The organism is Collinsella sp. wc0529 (assembly GCF_046116875.1).
Classification (GTDB): Bacteria; Actinomycetota; Coriobacteriia; order Coriobacteriales; family Coriobacteriaceae; genus Collinsella.
Genome location: NZ_JBJXBO010000001.1, coordinates 841,510 through 863,212, shown reverse-complemented (window position 1 = coordinate 863,212; position 21,703 = coordinate 841,510). Strand labels below are relative to the sequence as shown.

General features: G+C 58.6%; 16 protein-coding genes. 7 read left to right on the top strand and 9 right to left on the bottom strand.

Going from position 1 to position 21,703, the window contains the following annotated elements:
• The first annotated feature begins 89 nt into the window (after positions 1–89).
• Positions 90–1,376: an ATP-binding protein gene (locus tag ACKUTP_RS03650; protein WP_409063568.1), complete on the top strand. Its 1,287-nt coding sequence runs from the start codon at positions 90–92 to the stop codon at positions 1,374–1,376.
• A gap of 257 nt (positions 1,377–1,633) precedes the next feature.
• Here ACKUTP_RS03650 and ACKUTP_RS03645 read toward each other — a convergent pair whose 3' ends face one another.
• From ACKUTP_RS03645 to ACKUTP_RS03615, 7 genes are all read right to left on the bottom strand, one after another.
• The gene (locus tag ACKUTP_RS03645; RefSeq protein ID WP_409063567.1) at positions 1,634–2,569 is read right to left on the bottom strand and encodes a hexose kinase; all 936 of its coding nucleotides are present in this window, start codon (positions 2,567–2,569) and stop codon (positions 1,634–1,636) included.
• Between the two features lie 56 nt (positions 2,570–2,625).
• Positions 2,626–3,507 (bottom strand): aldose 1-epimerase family protein, encoded by an 882-nt coding sequence (locus ACKUTP_RS03640; protein ID WP_409063566.1) that lies wholly within the window; start codon positions 3,505–3,507, stop codon positions 2,626–2,628.
• Positions 3,508–3,710: 203 nt separating this feature from the next.
• Positions 3,711–4,235: a galactose-6-phosphate isomerase subunit LacB gene (lacB, locus tag ACKUTP_RS03635; protein WP_006234831.1), complete on the bottom strand. Its 525-nt coding sequence runs from the start codon at positions 4,233–4,235 to the stop codon at positions 3,711–3,713.
• A gap of 63 nt (positions 4,236–4,298) precedes the next feature.
• Positions 4,299–4,727 carry a galactose-6-phosphate isomerase subunit LacA gene (gene lacA, locus ACKUTP_RS03630; protein WP_006234830.1) on the bottom strand — a complete coding sequence of 143 codons (429 nt, stop codon included), beginning with the start codon at positions 4,725–4,727 and terminating at the stop codon, positions 4,299–4,301.
• Positions 4,728–5,035: 308 nt separating this feature from the next.
• Positions 5,036–6,007: a hypothetical protein gene (locus tag ACKUTP_RS03625; RefSeq protein WP_409063565.1), complete on the bottom strand. Its 972-nt coding sequence runs from the start codon at positions 6,005–6,007 to the stop codon at positions 5,036–5,038.
• A gap of 268 nt (positions 6,008–6,275) precedes the next feature.
• Positions 6,276–6,614 carry a PTS lactose/cellobiose transporter subunit IIA gene (locus tag ACKUTP_RS03620; RefSeq protein ID WP_055252615.1) on the bottom strand — a complete coding sequence of 113 codons (339 nt, stop codon included), beginning with the start codon at positions 6,612–6,614 and terminating at the stop codon, positions 6,276–6,278.
• A 214-nt stretch (positions 6,615–6,828) separates the two neighbouring features.
• Positions 6,829–7,833 carry a LacI family DNA-binding transcriptional regulator gene (locus ACKUTP_RS03615; protein WP_409063564.1) on the bottom strand — a complete coding sequence of 335 codons (1,005 nt, stop codon included), beginning with the start codon at positions 7,831–7,833 and terminating at the stop codon, positions 6,829–6,831.
• A gap of 357 nt (positions 7,834–8,190) precedes the next feature.
• On the opposite strand from ACKUTP_RS03615, the gene ACKUTP_RS03610 reads away from it, so the two are divergent.
• Together ACKUTP_RS03610 and lacG (ACKUTP_RS03605) are read left to right on the top strand one after the other, a co-directional pair.
• A complete protein-coding gene (locus ACKUTP_RS03610) occupies positions 8,191–9,966 on the top strand; it encodes a lactose/cellobiose PTS transporter subunit IIB (RefSeq protein ID WP_409063563.1) in 1,776 nt (591 codons plus the stop codon).
• Positions 9,967–10,032: 66 nt separating this feature from the next.
• Positions 10,033–11,472 (top strand): 6-phospho-beta-galactosidase, encoded by a 1,440-nt coding sequence (gene lacG / locus ACKUTP_RS03605; RefSeq protein WP_022094685.1) that lies wholly within the window; start codon positions 10,033–10,035, stop codon positions 11,470–11,472.
• Between the two features lie 267 nt (positions 11,473–11,739).
• Here the strand turns inward: lacG (ACKUTP_RS03605) and ACKUTP_RS03600 are convergent, their stop codons facing one another.
• The gene (locus ACKUTP_RS03600; protein ID WP_040358938.1) at positions 11,740–12,768 is read right to left on the bottom strand and encodes a LacI family DNA-binding transcriptional regulator; all 1,029 of its coding nucleotides are present in this window, start codon (positions 12,766–12,768) and stop codon (positions 11,740–11,742) included.
• A 344-nt stretch (positions 12,769–13,112) separates the two neighbouring features.
• Here ACKUTP_RS03600 and lacG (ACKUTP_RS03595) point away from each other — a divergent pair, with 344 nt between their 5' ends.
• Both lacG (ACKUTP_RS03595) and ACKUTP_RS03590 read left to right on the top strand, forming a co-directional pair.
• Positions 13,113–14,561, top strand: coding sequence for a 6-phospho-beta-galactosidase (gene lacG / locus ACKUTP_RS03595; protein WP_006234822.1), 1,449 nt, complete (start codon positions 13,113–13,115; stop codon positions 14,559–14,561).
• A 176-nt stretch (positions 14,562–14,737) separates the two neighbouring features.
• The gene (locus tag ACKUTP_RS03590) at positions 14,738–16,498 is read left to right on the top strand and encodes a PTS lactose transporter subunit IIBC (protein WP_022094682.1); all 1,761 of its coding nucleotides are present in this window, start codon (positions 14,738–14,740) and stop codon (positions 16,496–16,498) included.
• 333 nt (positions 16,499–16,831) lie between these two features.
• Here the strand turns inward: ACKUTP_RS03590 and ACKUTP_RS03585 are convergent, their stop codons facing one another.
• A complete protein-coding gene (locus tag ACKUTP_RS03585; protein ID WP_409063562.1) occupies positions 16,832–17,833 on the bottom strand; it encodes a LacI family DNA-binding transcriptional regulator in 1,002 nt (333 codons plus the stop codon).
• A gap of 284 nt (positions 17,834–18,117) precedes the next feature.
• On the opposite strand from ACKUTP_RS03585, the gene ACKUTP_RS03580 reads away from it, so the two are divergent.
• Both ACKUTP_RS03580 and lacG (ACKUTP_RS03575) read left to right on the top strand, forming a co-directional pair.
• On the top strand, positions 18,118–19,896 hold the full coding sequence (locus tag ACKUTP_RS03580) for a PTS lactose transporter subunit IIBC (protein ID WP_409063561.1): 1,779 nt from the start codon (positions 18,118–18,120) through the stop codon (positions 19,894–19,896).
• A 75-nt stretch (positions 19,897–19,971) separates the two neighbouring features.
• A complete protein-coding gene (lacG, locus tag ACKUTP_RS03575) occupies positions 19,972–21,393 on the top strand; it encodes a 6-phospho-beta-galactosidase (RefSeq protein WP_229058862.1) in 1,422 nt (473 codons plus the stop codon).
• The last annotated feature ends 310 nt before the right edge of the window (positions 21,394–21,703 follow it).

Genomic DNA, 21,703 nt, shown 5'->3' with positions numbered 1-21,703 from the left:
CGTGGTTTACTCCCACATTTTTCGATGGAAAGACCAAAACGGTCTTATACTAACCATGATCGTTAGGAGGCAGTATGCAGCGACAGCTAATGGACGAACTCATCGCTTGGAAATCTAGGGCAAACCGCAAGCCCCTCCTGCTTAAAGGGGCCCGCCAGACGGGAAAAACCTGGCTTATCAACGAATTCGCAGGCCAGCAGTATCAAAACGTCATCCGTTTTGACTTTATGCTCGAACCGGGCGCACGTTCGCTGTTCGACGGAAGCCTTGACCCCAAACGCATCATCTCCCAGATAGAGCTCCTGCGCGGCCAGACCATAACGCCGACAGACACGCTCATCATCTTCGACGAAATCCAAGAGGCACCGCGTGGCATCACCTCGCTCAAATACTTCAACGAACTGGCGCCGGAATACCATATCGTGGCAGCCGGCTCCTATATGGGGCTCGCGCTCCGACGCGAAAACGAGTCGTTCCCCGTCGGCAAGATCGACCAGCTCACCATGCGCCCCATGGGGTTTGTCGAGTTCATTCGTGCCGTCGATGGCGATCCGCTCGCAGATGCCATCCTTGCCGCAGACATTGACCTGCTGGCAAACGTTTCCGAAAAGCTCGAGCACCTGCTCAAGGAATACCTCGTTGTCGGCGGCATGCCAGAAGTTGTCTCCGCTTTCGCCGCCTCCCACGATTTCATCGAAGCCCGCAGGCTTCAGCAGCAAATCATCGAAGCTTATGAATCCGATTTTGGCAAGCATGCGCCAGCCCGCATCGTCGAGCGCATGAGGCTGGTTTGGAAATCCCTTCCCGGCCAGCTCGCAAAGGAAAACAAGAAGTTCGTCTACGGCGCGCTTCGTCCCGGGGCGCGCGCACGCGATTTTGAGGAAAGCCTCCAGTGGCTCATGGACTATGGAATCGTTCATAAGGTACCACGTGTTTCCGCCCTAAGAGCACCGCTCACAAGCTACGAGGATCTCTCGGGCTTCAAGCTGTTCTACATCGACACCGGCATCCTCGGAGCACTCTCCGGCCTCACGCCAGCCATTGTTCTGAACGGGCCCGCTGTTTTTACGGAGTTCAAAGGCTCGCTGACCGAGCAATACGTCGCACAGGAGCTTTTGCTCCAAGGCAAAACTCCCGCGTATTGGTCATCCTCCTCCGGCAATGCAGAGACTGACTTTGCCATCGACCATGCGGGGACCGTGCTTCCGCTCGAGGTAAAGGCGGCAGAGAATCTCAAAGCAAAGAGCCTGAGGATTGCCTGCGAGAAGTTCAAGCTCGAGCGTTGCGTGAGAACATCGTTAGCGGCATATAGAGAAGAGGGCACGCTCGTCAACATTCCGCTCTGGGAGATTGGGCAAATCGACAAGCTGGCATAGGCGCTGTGGAGGGGGTGTCCCGTAAGGAGTGTCCCAAACTGCCGGCAAAAAAGGAACGTCCCTATCTGCCGCATTCCCGAAGCAAGGCAACGCCGATGTCTTGGCAACGGCAGCGAGCGGGCCGCATTTGAGGCAAGGTGACGTGAAACGAAAGGGCGCTGACCTTCTGGTCGCGCCCTTGAAGTTGAACGTCAGATTGTCCAAATGCGGCCCGCGCAGCGTCGAGTCGTTACGCGGTTTGGTAAAACCGCGTAACTCTACAGCTCCGTTACTTCAACGCTGTTGTAGATCTCATCCCAGCGGTCCATGACCAGGTGGCCGGTCTTGGGATCCATGGCGTTGAGCTTGCCGCAGGTATTGGCGGTCTTGAGCACCGTGACGTCGTCGGCGCCAGCAGCAATGGCATGTGCAAAGCCGGCGATGGTCGAGTCGCCGGAACCCGTCGCGTTCACAGCCGCAATCGCGGGCGTCTTGGCGCGGAACGCGCGGCCCTCATGGAAGCCCACCGAACCGGCAGCGCCCATCGATACGACAACCCAGGGGATACCGGCAAAGCGGCTATCGGCGGCAAGCGCCTCGCGCAGGGCATCGACATCATCGGTCGTAAAGGACGTACCCAGCAGGCCGTTAATCTCGGTCAGGTTGGGCTTTACGAGCTCAGGCTTAGCGTCGGACTCCAGCGCGGCCTCCAGCGATGCGCCCGAGGTGTCGAGCAGCACCTTGGCGCCCGCCTCCTCGGCGATCTTGACGAGCTCGGCATAGTAGCCGGCATCGACGCCACGCGGCAGCGAGCCCGAAAGCGTCACAACGTCCGCCTTCGCTGCAAGCTCGGCGAACTTGGCCGTAAAGGCCTCGAGCTCGGCCGGGGCGATCTGCGGACCGCTCTCCAAAAGCTCGGTCTGATTGCCCTCGTGCAGGATATTCAGGCAAATGCGCGTCTCACCGGCGATGGGCACAAAGTCGTTCTTGACGCCGTCGGCATCCATAAGCTCGGCCATATAGGCACCCATGTGGCCGCCGAGCAGACCGGTCGCGAGCACATCGTCGCCCAACTGCAGCAACACACGGCTCACGTTGAGGCCCTTGCCGCCAGCGGTCTTTTCGGGCGTCACACGGTTAACATCGTCGATGATCAGCTTGTCGAGCTGATAGCGCGTATCAATCGACGGGTTCATGGTAACGGTCAGAATCATATTGAACTCCTGTTTCCGGGGCACGACACGCGCGGCCCCAAACATACGATAACTCGTTAAAGGATCTCGATCTCAAAGCCGCGGGTAACGGTCTCCCCCGGCTTGGCAACCAGGCAGCCACGCTTGTGCTCCAGAATATCGTCCTCGTCGGAGCAGGTGGACAGGCCGCCCCACGGTTCAACAGCCACAAAGTCGCCCTCGGGCTTGCTCCACACAATCAGGTACGGCATATCGGGGAACGTCAGGCGCACGCCCTTGTCCTCAGTTTTCTTGGTCAGCGTAACCACGCGGCTCTCGAGCACGTCAAAGATGGTCTCCGCGAAGTCGAAGAGTTCGTGGGTAAGCGGCAAGTCGCGGCCGACCATCGGGTTCTTGCTGCGATGCTCAACATCAATCAGGCCCGTCGAGGGAACGGCAGTACACAGCTCGTCGGCCTCGCGCTGCTCAAAACGGAGCTCATAGTCGTCATAGGACTCACCCTCGTCGAGCGGGCACTTAAAGCCGGGGTGACCGCCCACAAAGAATGGCATGTCCTCGGTGCCCTCATTGGTCACCTCGTAGGACACGTTCACCTTTTCCGAATCGATCGTGTAACGAGCAACGATCTTAAACGGATACGGGTACTGCTCGAGCAACTCGGCATGGTCGGCAGAGCTTAGGCTCAGCGCAACCATGTTGTCGCTCTGTTCCTCGAGCTTCCACTCCTGCTTGCGCGCAAAGCCGTGGCGGGCGAGCTTTACCTCGCGGCCGCCCATGGTCATTGCGTGACCGTCACGAAGGCCGCCGCAGATCGGGAAGCAAATGGGTGCCTGGCCCGACCAGACCGCCGGATCGCCCTGCCACAGGTACTCGCGACCGTTGGCCGCAATAGAAGTGAACGATCCGCCAGCCGTGCTCAACGCAATGCGGACAGAGCCGTTATCAAGAACAAACTCCATGGGAATCTTCTCCTTCACATATCATCTCGCACGATCCATTGTGAACGTCGTGCCTTTAGCAGAAAGGTAATGAGGCAGCGCCGCAAACAAAAGAACAATGCACGTCCAGCCCGCTGGGCCAATTGGGCTGATAGCAAACCGGCCCGCGCCCCATCACAGAAACGCGAGCCGTCAACGGACTAGTTAATTACGCCGGATACCCGCTAGTCGTGGTACTCGCCGCGGTCCCACTTCTCGAGGAACTCGTCAAAGAAGTGCGGGTCAGCCTGAGCCTCGGCGTCAGCCTTATTGCAGGCATCGATCTTGGCGATCAGGGCATCGTGCTCGGGGGTCTTCTCGTAGGGCTCCTCCAGGAAGGCAAGCATGATGTCGGCCATCAGGAACTCGCCAGTGATCTTGCCGCCAAAGCCCACGATGTTGGCGTTGAGCTCGCGACGGGCATACAGGGCAGAGGTCATGTCGCGAACCAGGGCGCAACGGGCGCCGGGAACCTTGTTGACGGCGTTGGTGATGCCGATGCCGGTGCCGCACAGGGCCACGCCAAAGTCGGCCTTGCCGCTGGCAACAGCCTCGCCCACGGCCTTACCGTAGATGGGATAGTGCGTACGGGTGTGGCTATAGGTGCCGCAGTCGAGCACCTTGTAGCCAGCCTGCTCCAGGCGGTCGGCCAGATAGATCTTCTCGTCCGTAACGATATGGTCGCAACCGATTGCGATGGTCTTCTTCATCAGAACGTCCTTTCGTCTGAATTCACAAGTTGAGGTAGAAGTTCGAGTTCTCGGTGGCTCTCGTTAGGCCATCTTGTTGAGCATGTCGACACGGATCTGGTGACGGCCGCCGGCATACTGGGCGCGCAGGAACTCGCGGGCGATCTTCTTGGCGACCTCGGTGCCCACAACGCCCGGGCCCATGGTGACCATGCGCGAGCCGTTGTGCTCGCGGGTCATGTAGGCGGAACGCTCGTCGGAAATGTTGGCGACGACCATACCCTTGATCTTGACGGCGGCCATATAGGAGCCGACGCCGTACTTATCGAATGCGAAGCCCTGGGAATCCTTGTGCTCCAGCAGGTCCTTGGCAACGGCGGTCGCGGAATCGACAAAGTCCGCGGCAGGGGTCTCGGAATAGTCGACGACCTCGTGACCGTCGGCGATGAGCATCTCCTTGATGGACTCCTTCATCGACATACCGTCGGCATCGGAAGCGATTACAACCCTCATGACATCCTCCTTGAGAGATACGCAGGTGCGTAGTTCCTGTTTGGAAGTGTTGAATCGCGTTCAGGTCCGGGCATCTGAATGTGCGGTTCTTCACTGTTCATGTTTATTTGAACACATTCGAACAGCAACTGCAACAACTATTTGTTTATCTTTGTTCTTTTTTGAACAAATACCGTTCACGGATGATTGCTGACCGTTTGGGCCCGGCGCGGACGTAGCGCCCATGTGTTCAACAAACAAAGAGGGCGGCCGAGAACGCATCTCGGCCGCCCTTCGGCGGTATGCCCCGGTATATACAGCTGTTTTAGCTACTCGAACTGCCCACCCTTTTTGGCGTGCTTGGACGGAGCACTCAGAAAGCGGCCCGTCAAATAGTTCGCCGGGCCGGAAATATCAATCCCCAGCAATACGTGACCCAGCCACAGAAACGCTGCGAGCACCAGCAATGGAATCACGCACGAAGTCACGATCATCACGATGACGCCTTCGATTAGGTCGGTCACCTGCTGCACAATCTCGTCGGTCATCTGCTTGGCGCCGCTGGTCACCGACGCGACGAGACCCGAGGCGCCGTCGGCAAGCTGCTCAAGCACGTTCTTGGGCTCTGCGGACTCGGTCTTTTTCTTGCTTGTTTTGGAGCTATCGCTATCTGCCGCACTCGCAGCGTCGGCCGCCTTTTGCTCGGCCGCCTCGATGCTCACTCGATACGTTTCATCGACCTTCTGCGACACCCATACGCTCGCGGGCACGAGCGCCATGCCGATCACGGCAACCACCAGCACGCGTGTCGCCACACGGCGCAGGACAGTGCTCGTGCTCCAGCGCCCGTGAATGCCGAGCGACACCGCAAAGAGCACCAATGCAAACGGGATTAAGATGCCCAGGCCAACCGACCACAAAATCGTGAGCAAATATTTCTCTAGGTATAGCACGGTAAGCACGATACCAAGGTTGCCTGAAAGCTGCGCGAGCTGCTCGGCAACCGGCGTTCCCGTATCACCCGGCAGCGCGGTAATGCCCGCAGACAGCGCCACGCACGAGGTCGTGAGCGCCAAAACGTTGCCTTTCTTTTGGTCGATGACCTCGATGGTGGAGTCCCAAGTTTTGGTATCGGCGAAATGCGGACGAGCCACAAAGCCCGACAGCAGCGCCAGCACCACGAGCGCAACGATAAAGCCAATCTGCAGCTTTTTGTTTGCGCACACGACATCGGACAGGCTGGGCTGCAGCTCGGTTACCGTCGTGTGCTCGGTTATCTGGACAGGACGCCCATGAGCCATCTCGTGCGCGCCTCTTTTTTGTATTGACCCGTTATCCGGCATTTGGATACCTCCTCAGTCCGGCGTTTAATGCGAAAGGAAGTATACCCACCGAGCAAAAATCGAACGGGAGGACGAACGGAGCGCACCAAGACTGTCCCCAATGACTAGTCGTTTAAGAACGTCCCCAATGACCATCTCGGGATGAGTTGCGGGGAGGAGGACAGAAAAAAGCCCTGCCGCGGGTAGCGGCAGGGCTTTTGGAAGGGAACTTGGTTGTGAGGGCTCGTTAGGCGAGCTTGGCCTCGAGCTCAGCGATGCGCTTGTAGGCATCGATGGTAAAGCGGGCCTGCTTCTCCAGGATCATAGTGGTCATGAGAGTGTCCTGAGCGTGAGCCATGATGAAGGTCATCTCCATCTCGCCACCGCCGGCCTCCTGCGAAAGCAGCTTGGTCTGCGTGTCGTGGGCGCCGATAAGTGCATCGCTGGCATCCTTGTGCAGCTGTTCGGCCTTCTCAAAGTCACCCTCGCGAGCAGCATCGAGCGCTGCAAGCAGATCGGTCTGGGCGTCACCTGCGTATGCGACAATCTCGAATCCAACCATCGAGATTTCTTCTTTGGTTGCCATATTGCGTTCCTTTCACATATGAACCAATGGAGAGCATCGCGTCCGGGCATACGCGCTGCGTTGTGTATGACAGAAACAATAACATTCAAACAAAAAAGAACAGCGCAAAACGTGATTTCGAGCTATGAACGGTCGCTTTTCGCCCGTGAACGGTTTTTAAACCAATCTGAACAATATCGAACACAATTAGCGGCAACCCAAACAGACCTGCGCCCTAGCGTACATCGCGCACCGTATCGCCCTCGACGAGCACGCCCGGAAACAGCATGTGCTCCACACCGGGCGCAACGCCCTCGGCGCCGGCAATCTTGTCGACCGCCCACATGCCGACGCGCTTGTTGTCAAAGCGCACCGTGGTCAGGCGACGGTCGGGCACGATATCGCCCAGGCTGTCATCAACACCCACCACACTCACGTCCTCGGGCACGCGCTTTCCGCGCGACTCGAGCCCGCGAATGCAGCCGTAGGCCATGGCGTCGTTGGAAGCATAAATGGCCGTACAGGTCGGATCATCCGCCAGGGCCTGACCTGCGGCATATCCGCTCTGCGCCGTCCAATCGCCACGGATAAGTCGCGGTGGCTCAATGCCATGCGCACGCAATGTCTCGCGCCAGCCTTCCTCGCGCCGCATGCCCGAAAGCGAGCGCTCGGGACACGAGATAAAGTGCACGGTCTTGTGCCCCCGCTCCAGCAAGTACTCGACCACCTGGCGCGAGCAATCGAACTGGTCGTTATCGACCGTTGAACAGAGCGGGTGCTCCAACATCGTAACGAGCACCGTCTGCATGCCGGGCAGCGGCTCAAAAGTGCCAAAGTCTGCCGGCATGCGATTCATGATCACAACGATACCGTCCACTGGCAGTGCGCTCATGCGCGACGATGCGCTCTCGAGGGTATACGGATGCCCGTCTACTTTAGTGAGGGTGATGGCATAGCCGTGCTTATCGGCCGCGGCGGCAAAGCCCTCCATACGGTCGAGATTGCCGGTGCCGGTAATGTTGAACATGGCGACGCCGACGGTCTTAAACTTACCGCGGCGCAGCGATCGACCGGCAAAATTGGGGCGATACCCCAGCTCGCGCATGGCGGCACGCACGCGTTCCTTGGTCTCGGGGCGCACGCTGGGCGAATCGTGCACGGTGCGCGAGACCGTCTGCTCCGAGACGCCCGCGAGGCGCGCTACGTCTTTGACGGATACCGATTTTTTAACAGCGGCCATAGGTCGATCTTTCTATGTCAACGATGCCATTGGTGGCACCTTGCGCAGTCATTTTTAACGCCTTCAAGTATATCCAACGCCTCCCCCACCATACGCTCACCACCCAAAACCTACCGTTCACCGACATTTTTGCTTCCCCGAACGGCTTTTGTCGCCCAAATGTTAACGTTGCCATTGTGCAAACACAGAGCCACCGGGCGGCTCAAACGTTTACGCGTAAGGAATCGACGGTCCACAGGCACAGGGGCCATCGGTTCGCGTCTTATTTTGTGTCACAAAATGGCAACGTCAACATTTTGGCAACCGAAAGCCAAAAGCTACCATCGTTGCTAACCCACCGACTCTTAGGAGCATTGCATGGAGCAACTCATCGCCATCATCGAAAAGGGCCAGCCCTTTTTCAACGCGATCGCCCGCAACAAGTACCTCAAGGCGATCCGCGACGGCTTTATCTCCGTCATCCCCATCATCATCTTCTCGTCCATCTTCTGCCTGGTAGCCTCGGTCCCCAACATCTGGGGTTTCTACTGGCCCGATGACATCAACAACGCCCTGTGGAAGTGCTACAACTACTCCATGGGCATCCTGGCCATCGCCTGCGCCGCCACCACGGCCAAGCACTTCGCCGACGCTCAGAACCGCGATCTGCCCAAGAACAACCAGATCAACTTCATCTCGTGCATGTGCGCGGCCATCATCGGCTTCTTGCTCCTTTCGAGCGATACCATCGCCACGGACGCTGTCAGCGGCTTCAACACCACCTACCTTGGTTCCAAGGGCCTGCTGACCGCTTTCATCGCTGCGTTTGTGACCGGCATCATCTACAAGTTCTTCATTAAGCGCAACATCACCGTCAAGATGCCCGAGCAGGTTCCGCCCAACATCTCGCAGACCTTCAAGGACATCATCCCCTTCTCCGTCTGCATCACCGTCTTTTGGGTTTTTGACATCGTCTTCCGCGCTGCTTTTGGCTTCTGCTTTGCCCAAGGCGTCATCCAGGTGTTCCAGCCCCTGTTCACCGCTGCTGATGGCTACATCGGCCTCGCTGTGATCTACGGCGCCATGAGCCTGTTCTGGTTCGTGGGCGTCCACGGCCCCTCGATCGTCGAGCCCGCCATCGCCGCCGCTCTCGTTGCCAACATGACCGACAACCTGGCTGCGTTCCAGGCCGGCCAGCACGCTTCCGCTGTCCTGACCCAGGGTGCCCAGTACTTCGTCGTCTGCATGGGCGGCACCGGCGCCACGCTCGTCCTGGTCTTTATGTTCTGCTTCCTGGCCAAGTCTCAGGAGATGCGCGCCGTCGGTAAGGCAGCTATCGTCCCCGTGTGCTTTGCCGTCAACGAGCCGCTGCTGTTCGCCGCGCCCATCGTGCTCAACCCCGTCTTCTTTGTCCCGTTCGTCTTTGCCCCGATCGCCAACATCTGGATCCTCAAGATCTTTATCGACTTCTTGGGCATGAACGGCTTTATGTACACCCTGCCCTGGACCGTCCCCGGCCCCATCGGCACCATCATGGGCCTGGGCTTCCAGCCGCTCGCCTTTGTGATGCTCGCCCTTATCCTGGTCGTCGACTTCGTTCTGTACTATCCGTTCTTCCGTGCCTATGACGCCCAGAAGTGCGCCGAGGAGGCCGAGATCTCCCAGGAGGAGCTCGCCGCCAAGAACGCCGAGAAGGCCGCCAAGCTCAACGATGCCTTCCAGGGCAAGGCTGACGCCAAGAGCGTTGCTGCCGGCGCTGCCGCCGAGGCCGTGAAGGCTGACGCCCCCGCCGCTTCTGCAGCACCCGCTGCCGGGGCAACGACCGCCAGCGACCTCAACGGCAAGCGCGTGCTCGTGCTCTGCCAGGGTGGCGGTACCTCGGGCCTGCTCGCTAACGCGCTGGCCAAGGCCGCCAAGGAGCGCGGCATCAATCTTGAGACCGCTGCCGAGGCCTATGGCAACCACGTGGACATGCTCCCCGACTTTGACCTGGTCGTCCTGGCCCCGCAGGCCGCAAGCTACCTGGCCGACCTGCAGAAGGACTGTGAGCGCGTGGGCAACAAGTGCGTCGCCTGCCGTGGCAAGCAGTACATCGAGCTCTCCCAGAACGGCGACAAGTCTCTCGCCTTCGTGAGTGAGCAACTTTCGAAGTAAGTAACGCCCAGGGCCAGCCGACCATCCAAGACCGGCTGGCCCTTCGATTTAGACGATTGGATCATCATGTCCGTTAATCCTGCTAGCGTCACCAACCCGCCCGCGCAGTTTCCCGAGGACTTTGTCTTTGGCGGCGCCACCGCTGCCTACCAGGTAGAGGGCGAGACCCGCACTCACGGTAAGGGCAAGGTTGCCTGGGACGACTTTCTGGAGGCCCAGGGGCGCTTCTCCCCCGATCCCGCTTCGGACTTCTACAACCAGTACCCCGTCGACCTGGAGCTGTGCGAGGAGTTCGGCATCAACGGCATTCGCCTCTCCATCGCCTGGAGCCGCATCTTCCCCAACGGCACCGGCGAAATCAACCCCGAGGGCGTCCAGTTCTACCACGATCTCTTCGCCGAGTGCCACAAGCACCACGTTGAGCCGTTCGTCACGCTGCATCACTTTGACACGCCGCTTCCCCTCTTTGAGAAGGGCGACTTCCTCAACCGCGAGACCATCGACGCCTTTGTGGACTTTGCCACCTTCTGCTTTAAGGAGTACGCCGACCAGGTGACCTACTGGTTCACCTTTAACGAGATCTGGGCCGACGCCTCCAACACCTACATCGAGGGCACCTTCCCCGGTGGCGTCAAGGCGCATCTGGCCGAGGCCTTCCAGTGCGAGCACAACATGATGCTCGCCCACGCCAAGGCCGTGCTGGCCTTCCACAACGGCGGCTTTAAGGGCAAAATCGGCGTCATCCAGTCGCTGGAGTTTAAGTACCCGCTCAACGAGAACGACCCCGCCGACATCAAAGCCGCCAACAACGAGCACGTGCTGCAAAACCAGTTCTTGCTCGACGCCACCTTCCGCGGCGACTATGCGCCCGACACCCTCGAGTGCGCCAACCGCCTGGCTGCCGTCTCGGGCGGCACCATCGAGATCCTAGACGAGGATCTGGAAATCATGCGCGAGGCCGCGCTCTACAACGACTACCTGGGCGTTAACAACTACCAGTGCCGCTTCTTGAAGGCTTACGACGGCGAGAACGACCTGCACCACAACGGTACGGGCGAGAAGGGCACTGGCCGCTGGCGCGTTAAGGGTATTGGCGAGCATGTGAACAAGCCTGGCATCCCCACCACCGACTGGGACTGGATCATCTATCCCGAGGGCCTGTTCGATCTGCTCGTCTACATTAAGCAGCGCTACCCCAACTACAAGCAGATTTTCATCACCGAGAACGGCATGGGCTACAAGGACCCCTACAAGGACGGTTTTGTGGACGACCAGCCGCGCATCGACTACATCGAGCAGCACCTGCGTTGGCTGCTCAAGGCCATGGAGGTGGGCGTCAACGTGGGCGGCTACTTCCTGTGGAGCCTGCAGGATCAGTTCTCCTGGACCAATGGCTACAACAAGCGTTACGGCTTCTTTTACGTTGACTTTGAAACCCAGAAGCGCACGCCCAAGGCAAGCGCCTACTGGTACAAGCACGTGGCGCAGACCCGTCGTCTGGACTAGTGGCTGGCGGGGTTGCCCGCTCACACAACCTGTCCCCATTTCTCAGCCGGGGGCGGCACGTCACACGGCGCGCCGCCCCCGGTCTTTTTGTTTTTGGGCTGGTCGGGAGCCGTTTGTCTCGATCTGTAACATCTAGCCGAGTTTTTTGGTCCTAGCTGTTACAGATTGAGACGAACAGGATTGCTCTTTCCGAAGAATCTAAATCTGTAACACGTAGCCCGCTTTTGACCGTCTACCTGTTACAAATCGAGACAAACGGAGTAGGACCTAACCCCGTATGTCCCTAACAGTCGAGCGTTCGACCAGCGTACTCGGCACATGAATCGCCTCGATAGACGAGCTCTCTCCAATCGCCGCCTCAAACGCAAGCTTACCGACACCGCGCAAATCAAATCGCAGCGTCGTCAGTCGATTGTGAGGAACAAGTCCCTCGAGTGCGTCGTCGATACCAACCACGCTCACGTCGTCGGGCACGGACAGGCCCGCGTTCTCGAGCGCGGCGATAACGCCCAGCGCCATCTGGTCATTTGCCGCAAGCACGGCAGTCGGCGCCTGCGACCCGCCGGCAAGCACCTCGGCCGCAATCCGCTCGCCCATGGCGTACCCACTGTCCGCACTCCAATCGCCACGCAGCATCGGAGCGGCATCGACATGAGCACGACCCAGCGTATCGCGCCAACCGGCCTCACGAAAACGCGAGGAAATCGAGTTTTCCGGACCCGCCACAAACCGCATATTCGAGTGACCATGTTCCAGCAGATAATTGGTCAACAGCTCGCACGAACCATACTGGTCGGAGTCGATCGTCGTGCAGCGCGGATGCGCATACATGGACAGGATGACCGTTCGCACTCCCGGCTGGGGAACAAACTCCTCAAAATCGGGAGCCATGCGGTTCATGTTGAGAATCATGCCGTCGACGGGTCGCTCGACCATGCGGCGCGAGGCATCGGCAAGTGCATAGGGCTTGTCGCCGCCCATCTCGATCATAGTGACGGCAAAATCGTGCTCGCGCGCCGCTTGCATGATACCCTCGAGCGTCGCCAGGTTACCGACACGTGTGATGTTGTACATGCACAGGCCAATAGAACGATACGACCCGCCGCGCAACGCCGCTCCAGCAAAATTGGGACGAAAGCCCAGCTCTTCCATGGCGGCCAGCACACGCTTGCGCGTCTTTTCCGTCACGTTGGGCATACCGTTGACCACGCGAGACACAGTCTGGCGGCTCACGCCAGCGAGCGCCGCAACCTCTGCCGCGCTCGCCGAACGACCATTCCTTGTCTGCTGATCCATGCCTTCCACGCTAACCTGCTTCCCAACTATTCCCCGCGCCCATGGCGCATCGTACATACATTGATAACGTGCTCATGATACCCGAGCCATATACCACAACATGAAAACTTCTGTCAATCAAAACCGCTTACCGAACAAATACAACCGTTCGCGGCTGTTTGAAGTTGTTTTGTTTCTATACATCCCAGCCGGATGTTAACGTGCTCATTGTCAAATGTTCACGTGCTCATTTTGTTTCTAATCATTTTAAGATAGTGTTTATCGGGCTTTTTCACCGCTGAACGCTAACCAGGGAGCCTCCTGAGCGCAAACGCACAATATCGAACAGCGAGACGAGAGGGTGTATGCATATGTCTTTGCTAAACCGCGTACAGCAGCTGCCGAAGGGCTTTGTTTGGGGCGCCGCAACCGCCGCGTACCAAACGGAAGGTTCCACGAAGGTGGCAGGCAAGGGTAAGACCATGTGGGACGATTACCTTGTCGCCCAGGGTCGCTTTTTGCCCGACCCGGCCAGTGATTTCTACAACCGCTACGAGGAGGATATCCGCCTTTCTGCCGAGCATGGACTCAACGCCATTCGTGTGTCCATCGCCTGGACCCGCATCTTCCCCAACGGCGACGATGCCGAACCCCTCGCCGAGGGCGTTAAGCACTACCACGAGCTGTTCGCCTGCTGCAAAAAGTATGGCGTCGAGCCCTATGTGTCCCTGCATCACTTTGACTCCCCCGCCGCCCTGTTCAACCAGGGCGACTGGCTCAACCGCAAGACCGTCGACGCCTATGTGCGCTATGCCGAGTTCTGCTTCCGCGAGTTCCGCGAGGTCAAGAATTGGTTCACCATCAACGAGCTCATCAGCCTCTCGCACTCCCAATACATCCAAGGCAACTTCCCGCCCAACCATCACTTTGATGTGACGAGCGGCATCCAGAGCCAGCACAACGAGCTCGTTGCCCACGCCCGCGCCGTCAACCTGTATAAGGATCTTGACGAGACCGAGCACCTGGGCGGACGCATTGGCATGGTCAACGTCCTGACGCCGGCATATCCTGCCACCGACTCGCCCGCCGACCAGCACGCCGCCGACCTGTACAACGCCTTCTACACCGACTTCATCATGGACGGCGCCTTCCTGGGTCACTACTCCGCGCGCACCCTCTCACTCATCAACGAGATTCTGCGTGCCAACAACGCCACACTTACGGTTGAGGACAGCGACATGGAGGAGCTCGCCAAGGCGGCGCCCCGCAACGATATGTTCGGCCTCAACTACTATCAGTCGGCGTTTATCGCCGCCTACGATGGCGAGTCAACCAACAGCTTTAACGGCACCGGAGACAAGGGCACCTCGTGCTTTAAGTTTAAGGGCGTCGGGCAGCAGGTCGATATGCCGGGTATCCCCACCACCGACTGGGATTGGCTCATCTACCCGCAAGGCCTCTACGACACGCTCAAGCACATCAGCGCCACCTATCCCAACCTCCCCGTCATCTATATCACCGAAAACGGCCTGGGCCACAAGGACCCCGAGCCCGACGCAAACGGCATCGTCGCCGATCCCGAGCGCATCGACTTTGTCGACCAGCACATGGAGAAGGTGCTCCAGGCGCGCGCCGAGGGCGTCGACGTCCAGGGCTACTTTATCTGGAGCCTGCAGGACCAGTTCTCGTGGGCCAATGGCTATAACAAGCGCTACGGCCTGTTCTACATCGACTTCGACACGCAAAAACGCTACATCAAGCAGTCGGCACTCTGGTACAAGGAGCTCGCCGACACTATGGCGGACGCGCAGTAGCGCATCGCCTCGCTTTCCCCCGAGAAGGGAGCGGCCCTATGCGATACAAACCCAGCCGCTCCCCTCTCTCCCCCTGGGACCGGCCCCGCCTGCACCCGGGCTTTTAGCAAGCGGGAGACCATATAGGTTTTCAACGTCCATGCCATTAAGATTTCATGCAAAGAGGAGCGTGAACTATGGAATCGATCGTTAAGTTCTTGGAGAAAGGTCAGCCGTACTTCGACAAGGTCTCTAAGAACATCTACCTTCAGGCCATTAAAGACGGCTTTTTGGCAGCAATGCCCATTATCCTGTCTTCTTCTGTCTTCCTGCTTATTTCGACCCTGCCGGGCGTTGTCGCCACGGTCGGCGGCTTTACGCTGCCCGACTGGTGGAACGTCGACGTCGTGAACTTCTGCAACAAGGTTTACAACTTCACGATGGGCGTCGTGGGCATCATGGTCGCCGGCACCACCGCAAGCGCGCTGACCGGCTCCAAGAACCGCCGCATGCCTGCCGGCAAGGCCATCAACGCCACGAGCACCATGGTCGCCGCCATGTGCGCTATGCTCATCTTGGCCGTTACCCAGACGAGTGCCAAGATCGACGGCGCCGATGTCTCGGTGTTCTTTACCGACAACATGGGCACCAAGGGCCTGCTGAGCTCCTTTGTCGCCGCATTTGCCACGGTCAACATCTATGCCTTCTGCATTAAGCGAGACATCACCATCAAGCTGCCCAAAGAAGTCCCCGGCGCCATCGCCCAGAACTTCCGCGACATCTTCGCCTTCAGCTTCTCCATCCTGTTTGTCGCCGTCATCGACGTTATCTGCCGCACCTGCTTGGCCGTCCCGTTTGCCAACGTCATCTCCACGCTGGTGAGCCCGCTGTTCGCCGCTGCCGATTCCTACGCCGGCCTCGCCCTCATCTGGTTCATGATCCCGCTGTTCTGGTTCATGGGCATCCACGGCCCCTCGGTCGTTAAGCCTGCCCTCAACGCCGCGCTGTTTGGCAACATCACCACCAACCTCGCCACGCTGCAGGCCGGCGGTCACCCCGCCCTCGCCCTGACCGAAAACTTCGGTAACTACATCGGCGAACTCGGCGGCACCGGCGCCACGTTCATTGTCCCGATCATCTTCCTGCTCTTTATGCGCTCCAAGCAGCTCAAGGCCGTCGGCAAAGCCTCTGTCGTGCCCGTGATGTTCGCCGTCAACGAGCCGCTGCTGTTCGCCGCGCCCATCATCCTCAACCCGTACTTCCTGATCCCGTTCCTGTTTGCCCCCGTGGCCAACGTCCTCATTGGTAAGTTCTTCATCGACTTTTTGGGCATGAACGGCTTTATCTATGCCATGCCGTGGGCACTCCCCGGACCGATCGGCACCTTCATCGACACCAACTTCCAGCCGATCTCTCTGGTCCTGGTTGTCGTCCTGCTGGTCGTTGACTTCTTGATCTACTACCCGTTCTGCAAGGCCTACGACAACGTCCTGTGCAAGCAGGAGGCCGAGACCCTGGCCGAAGAAGAGGCCGAGGAGACCAAGGCCGTCAAGACCGCTGCCGCCCCCGCCGTTGAGGCTCCTGTTGTCGAGACCGCTTCTGCCACTGAGGCCTCCGCAGCTCCGTCCGCCCTTAAGGGCAAGGATCTGAGGGTTCTGGTTCTGTGCGCTGGCGCCGGCACCTCTGCACTGCTCGCCAACGCGCTTAAGGAAGGCGCCGACGAGCTGGGCATCGACATTACCGCCAACGCCGGTGCCTACGGCAGCCACTACGCCATCATGGACCAGTACAACGTCATCGTCCTGGCTCCGCAGGTTCGCACCTATTACAACGAGATGAAGGCCGACACCGACCGCCTGGGCATCACGCTGCTGTCGCCCAAGGGCAAACAGTACATCGACCTCACTAAGGATCCCAAGGGTGCCGTCGCCTGGATCGAGGAAAACCTCGAGGCATAAGACGCTGACACCACCTGCCGCTTGCAGACAATAAATGGCCCGTGCATCGATGTGTGATGCGCGGGCCATTTTGTTTAGACCGCACCCGTCCTCCTGTTCATCTTAATCTGTAACATCTAGCCGAGTTTTTGGGTCCCAGCTGTTACAGATCGAGGTGAACGCACAGGCCAAGCCAAAAATCTCAATCTGTAACATGTAGACCGCTTTTGACCGCTTAGATGTTACAGATCGAGACAAACAGAATAAGCCGGGCCGAATTGTCTAAATCTGTAACATCTAGTCGAGTTTTCGGGTCCCACCTGTTACAGATTTAGACGAGCAGGCCGAGCACGTCTACGCCCGCAGGTCCTTCACGCTGGAACGCTCGACCAGCACGCCCGAGACGAGCGTACGGCTTCTGGAGCTCGGGGCTTCCAGACCTGCGACGACCTCGTTAAGCGCACGGATGCCCAGCTCGCGGTGGCGAAACTTCACCGACGTCAGAATCGAGTTGGGAATCGTCTTGTAAAGCTCATCGTCGAAACCGATCACGGACACGTCGTCGGGCACGCTAAGCCCTTTGTCGCGTAGAGCCATCATCACGCCGTTTGCCATGCAGTCGTTAGCAGCGAGGACCGCCGTGCAATCGGGCTTATCGGCAAGCACAAGGCCCGCGGCGTAGCCACTATCCGCATTCCAATCGCCTTGCAGAGGCTCAGGCGGCTCAATGCCACGCGCCTCGAGTGCCGAGCGCCAACCTTTCATACGGCACTGGCTCGATAGCGACTCTTTCTTACCCGAAACGAAATACACGTTCTTGTGACCATGATCCAAGAAGTACTCGCACGCCATGCGCGCGCCGCCCTCTTGGTCGTCACTGACGGTGGAGCAGGTAGGATGTTCCATCGGTGTGATAATCACCGTCTTGAGGTCCTTCGGTGCCTCAAAGGTATCAAAGTCATCGACCATCTGACGCAGGTTGAAGATCATGCCATCAACAGGCAGCTGCGACATCCTGCGCGCCGCATCGGCAAGGGTCATCTTCTCCCCTGCGCGCTTCTTAATCATCGTGAGCGCAAAGCCGCGTTCCTCGGCGGCATCGGCGATACCGTCAATCATGTCCACGGCACCACCCGACAAGTGAAACAGCACGACGCCGATGCACCCGTAACGGCCCAACTTGAGCGAACGCGCGGCAAAGTTAGTTCGAAACCCGAGTGCCTCCATTGCGGAATGGACCTTATCGCGTGTCGACTCTCGCACGCTATCGGGCTCGTTGATCACACGCGAAACCGTCTTGAGAGAAACGCCCGCGGCAACTGCCACATCGTTCATCGAGACGTTTTTCTTGTCCATCGTTGCCACTGCTTCTCCAGTCGGTTTTGCATCGCTTGCTTTTTGCGTTCTAGCATACACTACCTGCCTGACTGATAAATCAACCGTTTACCGGACAATATCGACCACTCACCCGTATATCCTTGTTGCTCTTCCAAAAATGTCTTACGTTGTCATTAACGAAATGACAACGTTGTCATTTCGCAATGCCTTCCTTAAACAGGAAGGTTTCCGGGCAGTCCTGACCATCCATCGACGACCAGTTCCATCCACATGCATCGCGCATCAAGCAGCAAAGGAGCTCTATGGACGCCATCGTAAAGATGCTCGAAAAGCATCAACCGTTCTTTGAGAAGATCTCGAGGAATATCTACCTCCAGGCCATCAAGGACGGATTCCTTGGGTGCATGCCCATTGTCCTCACCTCTTCGATCTTCCTGCTAATCGCCACCCTCCCTGGCGTCGTTGGCATCACGCTGCCCCAGCCGCTCATCGACTGGTGCAACAAGCTGTACAACTTCACCATGGGCGTTATGGGCATCATGGTTGCCGGCACCACCGCCAAGAACTTCACGGCTTCCATGAACCGTCGCATGCCCGCCGGCAAGGTGCTCAACGACGGCTCCACCATGGTGGCCGCCCAGTGCAGCATGCTGCTGCTCGCTGTTACGCAGTTCACCACCAAGTTCAACGGCTCCGAGCTTTCGGTCTTCGATTGCACCAGCATGGGTACGCGCGGTCTGTTCTCGGCCTATATCGCCGCGTTCATTACCGTGTGGGTTTATAAGTTCTGCGTCTCGCGCGATCTGACCATTAAGCTGCCCAAGGAGGTCCCGGGCGCCATCGCTCAGAACTTCCGCGACATCATCCCCTTTGGCGGCGCCGTCATCATCTGCGGCATCATCGATGTCGTCGTGCGCAACCTCATGGGCGTTCCGTTCTCCGAGCTGCTTATCAAACTGCTCTCCCCGCTCTTCACTGCAGCAGAGACCTACCCCGGACTCATCCTTATTCAGGCAGCCACCGCATTCTTCTGGTTCATCGGTGTCCATGGTCCTTCGATTGTCCAGCCGGGCATCGACCCCATCCGTCTTGCCAACCAGGCCGAGAACCTGCAGGTTCTGCTGGCCGGTGGTCACCCCGCCCACTCCCTCACCTTTAACATGTCGCTCGTGGGTGAGTTCGGCGGCACCGGCGCGACGTTCATCGTGCCGCTCCTGCTGATTCTCTTTATGAAGTCCAAGCAGCTCAAAGCCGTCGGTAAGGCCTCGATTGTTCCTGTTGCCTTCGCCGTCAACGAACCGTTGCTCTTTGGCGCGCCGATGATCCTTAACCCCTACATGCTCATCCCCTTTGTTGCCGCCGGCTGCGTCAACGTGAGTGTTGCCAAGTTCTTTATCGACAATGTGGGCATGAACGGCTTCTCCTTCGTGGTGCCTTGGGCTACCCCTGCCCCCATCGGCATCTTCATCACCACAAACTTCCAGCTTATCGCCCTGGTATTTGTCGCGATCATCATCTTGCTGGACGCCATCATCTACCTGCCGTTCTTGAAGGCATACGATAAGCTGCTCTGCGACCAGGAGGCCGAGCGCGCCGCCGAGCTGGGTCTCGAGTCCAACGGTGCCGCTGCCATTGCCGCCAACGCCTCTGCGCCCGCTGTCGAGCAGACTACCGCTTCCGTCGAGACGACCGTTGTCGCCGCCGACAGCAAGCCTGTCGCCGATCAGCCCGAGCCCGCCGCCGACGCATCCGCTAAGAAGGACGTCGATGGCCTGAAGGTCCTCGTCCTGTGCGCCGGCGCCGGCACCTCTGCCATGCTTGCCAACGCCATCAAGGAAGGTGCTGCACAGACCGGAGAGAATATTGCTTCCTCCGCAGGCGCTTATGGCCAACACACTGCCATCATGGATCAGTACGACGTCATCGTGCTCGCCCCGCAGGTACGCAGCTATTACAACGACATGAAGGCCGACACCGATCGCCTGGGCATTAAGCTGCTCGCCCCGCGCGGTAAGGAATATATCGACCTTACTCGCGACCCCGCCGGCGCCATCAAGTGGCTCCGCGAGAACCTCGACTAGTTCCTCCCTCTGTTGGTGCCCGGACCCCCAGTTTGGGCACCTCTCCCTATTCGTATCCCACAGAAAGGATGACTCATGACCAACCCCATGCAGTTCCCCGACGGCTTTGTGTTTGGCGGCGCCACCGCCGCTTACCAGGTTGAGGGCGAGACCCGCACGCACGGCAAGGGCAAAGTGCCCTGGGACGATTTCCTGGCAGCTCAGGGTCGCTTCTCCCCCGATCCCGCAAGCGATTTCTACAACAAGTACCCGGTCGATATCGACCTGTGCCAGCGCTTCGGCATCAACGGTATCCGCGTCTCCATCGCTTGGAGCCGCATCTTCCCCAACGGTACTGGCGAGATTAACCCCGAGGGTGTCGCCTTCTATCACGAGCTCTTTGCCACCTGCAATAAAGCCGGCGTTATCCCCTATGTCACGCTCGATCACTTCGATACGCCCGAGGCCTTTTACCAGAACGGCGGCGAGGGCTTCCTGACGCGCACGACGATCGACGCCTTTGTCGAGTACGCCAAGTTCTGCTTTGCCGAGTTCACCGAGGTCAAGCACTGGTTTACCTTTAACGAGATTCCCGCGACCGCCGAGGGCAGCTTTATCGTCGGCAACTGGCCGCACGGCGAGAAGTATCGCCTGGACAAGGCCTTCCAGCTTATGCACAACATGATGGTGGCCCACGCCAAGGCTGTCGTCGCCTTCCATGAGGGCGGCTTTGAGGGCGAGATCGGCATTGTCCAGAACCTGGAGCCCAAGTATCCCCTCGATCCCAACAGCGCTGCCGACTGCGAGGCCGCCCGCATGGCCGACGTCATCAACAACCGCTGGGTGCTCGACGCCACCTTCCGCGGCCACTATGCAGCCGACACCATGGAAGCCGCAACCAAGCTGGCCCATATCGCCGGCGGCGAGCTCGACGTCCGCGACGAGGACATCGCCGCGCTGACCGCCGCGCTCCCCTACAACGATTGCCTGGGCGTCAACACCTACAAGTGCCAGTTCCTGCGTGCCGCCGAGGGCGAAAACGACATCAACCACAATGGCACCGGCGACAAGGGCTCCTCGCGCTGGTTCCTCAAGGGCGTGGGCGAGTCGTGCGTGCGCGAAGGCGTACCCACCACCGATTGGGACTGGATCATCTATCCCGAGGGCCTGTACGACCTGCTGCTCCGCATTAAGAACGATTACCCCAACTACAAGAAGATCTACATCACCGAGAACGGCATGGGCTATAAGGACGACTTCGAGGATGGCTTTATCGATGACGCCCCTCGTATCGACTACATGCGTCAGCATCTCGCGTGGATCCTCAAGGCAATCGACGGCGGCGTAAACGTCGACGGTTACTTTGTGTGGTCGCTGCAGGACCAGTTCTCCTGGACCAACGGCTACAACAAGCGTTATGGCCTGTTCTACATCGACTTTGAGACCCAGAAGCGCTATCCCAAGGCGAGCGCGTACTGGTACAAGAACGTCGCGGAGACCGGCCTGCTTATGGCCTAACTTTTGCCGCATACCCCCTGTCGGCCGCATGCGAATCCCTCCACGGGTTCGCATGCGGTCTTTTTGTTTTTGGTGAGCCCGTGCGGACCGTTTATCTCGATCTGTAACATCTAGCAGGGATTTTCAATCCTAACTGTTATAGATTTAGACGAACGGGCGACCAGGGCTGAAAGATCTCAATCTGTAACACGTAGCCCACTTTTAACCGTCTAACTGTTACAGATCAAGACAATAAGATAGTCAAATCCGAACTTTCCAAGCAGTTATGAACCATGGTTTCCAGTTTTCGGTATCACGAACATACTTTCGG

Excerpts from the sequence above, each read along its gene's own strand:
- ACKUTP_RS03600 (WP_040358938.1), bottom strand. The coding sequence starts at position 12,768 with ATGGATCAGCAGACAAGGAATGGTCGTTCGGCGAGCGCGGCAGAGGTT.
- ACKUTP_RS03640 (WP_409063566.1), bottom strand. The coding sequence starts at position 3,507 with ATGGAGTTTGTTCTTGATAACGGCTCTGTCCGCATTGCGTTGAGCACG.
- ACKUTP_RS03625 (WP_409063565.1), bottom strand. The coding sequence starts at position 6,007 with ATGGCTCATGGGCGTCCTGTCCAGATAACCGAGCACACGACGGTAACC.
- lacG (WP_006234822.1), top strand. The coding sequence starts at position 13,113 with ATGCATATGTCTTTGCTAAACCGCGTACAGCAGCTGCCGAAGGGCTTT.
- lacG (WP_229058862.1), top strand. The coding sequence starts at position 19,972 with ATGACCAACCCCATGCAGTTCCCCGACGGCTTTGTGTTTGGCGGCGCC.
- ACKUTP_RS03610 (WP_409063563.1), top strand. The coding sequence starts at position 8,191 with ATGGAGCAACTCATCGCCATCATCGAAAAGGGCCAGCCCTTTTTCAAC.
- ACKUTP_RS03580 (WP_409063561.1), top strand. The coding sequence starts at position 18,118 with ATGGACGCCATCGTAAAGATGCTCGAAAAGCATCAACCGTTCTTTGAG.
- ACKUTP_RS03590 (WP_022094682.1), top strand. The coding sequence starts at position 14,738 with ATGGAATCGATCGTTAAGTTCTTGGAGAAAGGTCAGCCGTACTTCGAC.
- lacA (WP_006234830.1), bottom strand. The coding sequence starts at position 4,727 with ATGAGGGTTGTAATCGCTTCCGATGCCGACGGTATGTCGATGAAGGAG.
- lacG (WP_022094685.1), top strand. The coding sequence starts at position 10,033 with ATGTCCGTTAATCCTGCTAGCGTCACCAACCCGCCCGCGCAGTTTCCC.
- ACKUTP_RS03620 (WP_055252615.1), bottom strand. The coding sequence starts at position 6,614 with ATGGCAACCAAAGAAGAAATCTCGATGGTTGGATTCGAGATTGTCGCA.
- ACKUTP_RS03615 (WP_409063564.1), bottom strand. The coding sequence starts at position 7,833 with ATGGCCGCTGTTAAAAAATCGGTATCCGTCAAAGACGTAGCGCGCCTC.
- ACKUTP_RS03585 (WP_409063562.1), bottom strand. The coding sequence starts at position 17,833 with ATGGACAAGAAAAACGTCTCGATGAACGATGTGGCAGTTGCCGCGGGC.
- ACKUTP_RS03645 (WP_409063567.1), bottom strand. The coding sequence starts at position 2,569 with ATGATTCTGACCGTTACCATGAACCCGTCGATTGATACGCGCTATCAG.
- ACKUTP_RS03650 (WP_409063568.1), top strand. The coding sequence starts at position 90 with ATGGACGAACTCATCGCTTGGAAATCTAGGGCAAACCGCAAGCCCCTC.
- lacB (WP_006234831.1), bottom strand. The coding sequence starts at position 4,235 with ATGAAGAAGACCATCGCAATCGGTTGCGACCATATCGTTACGGACGAG.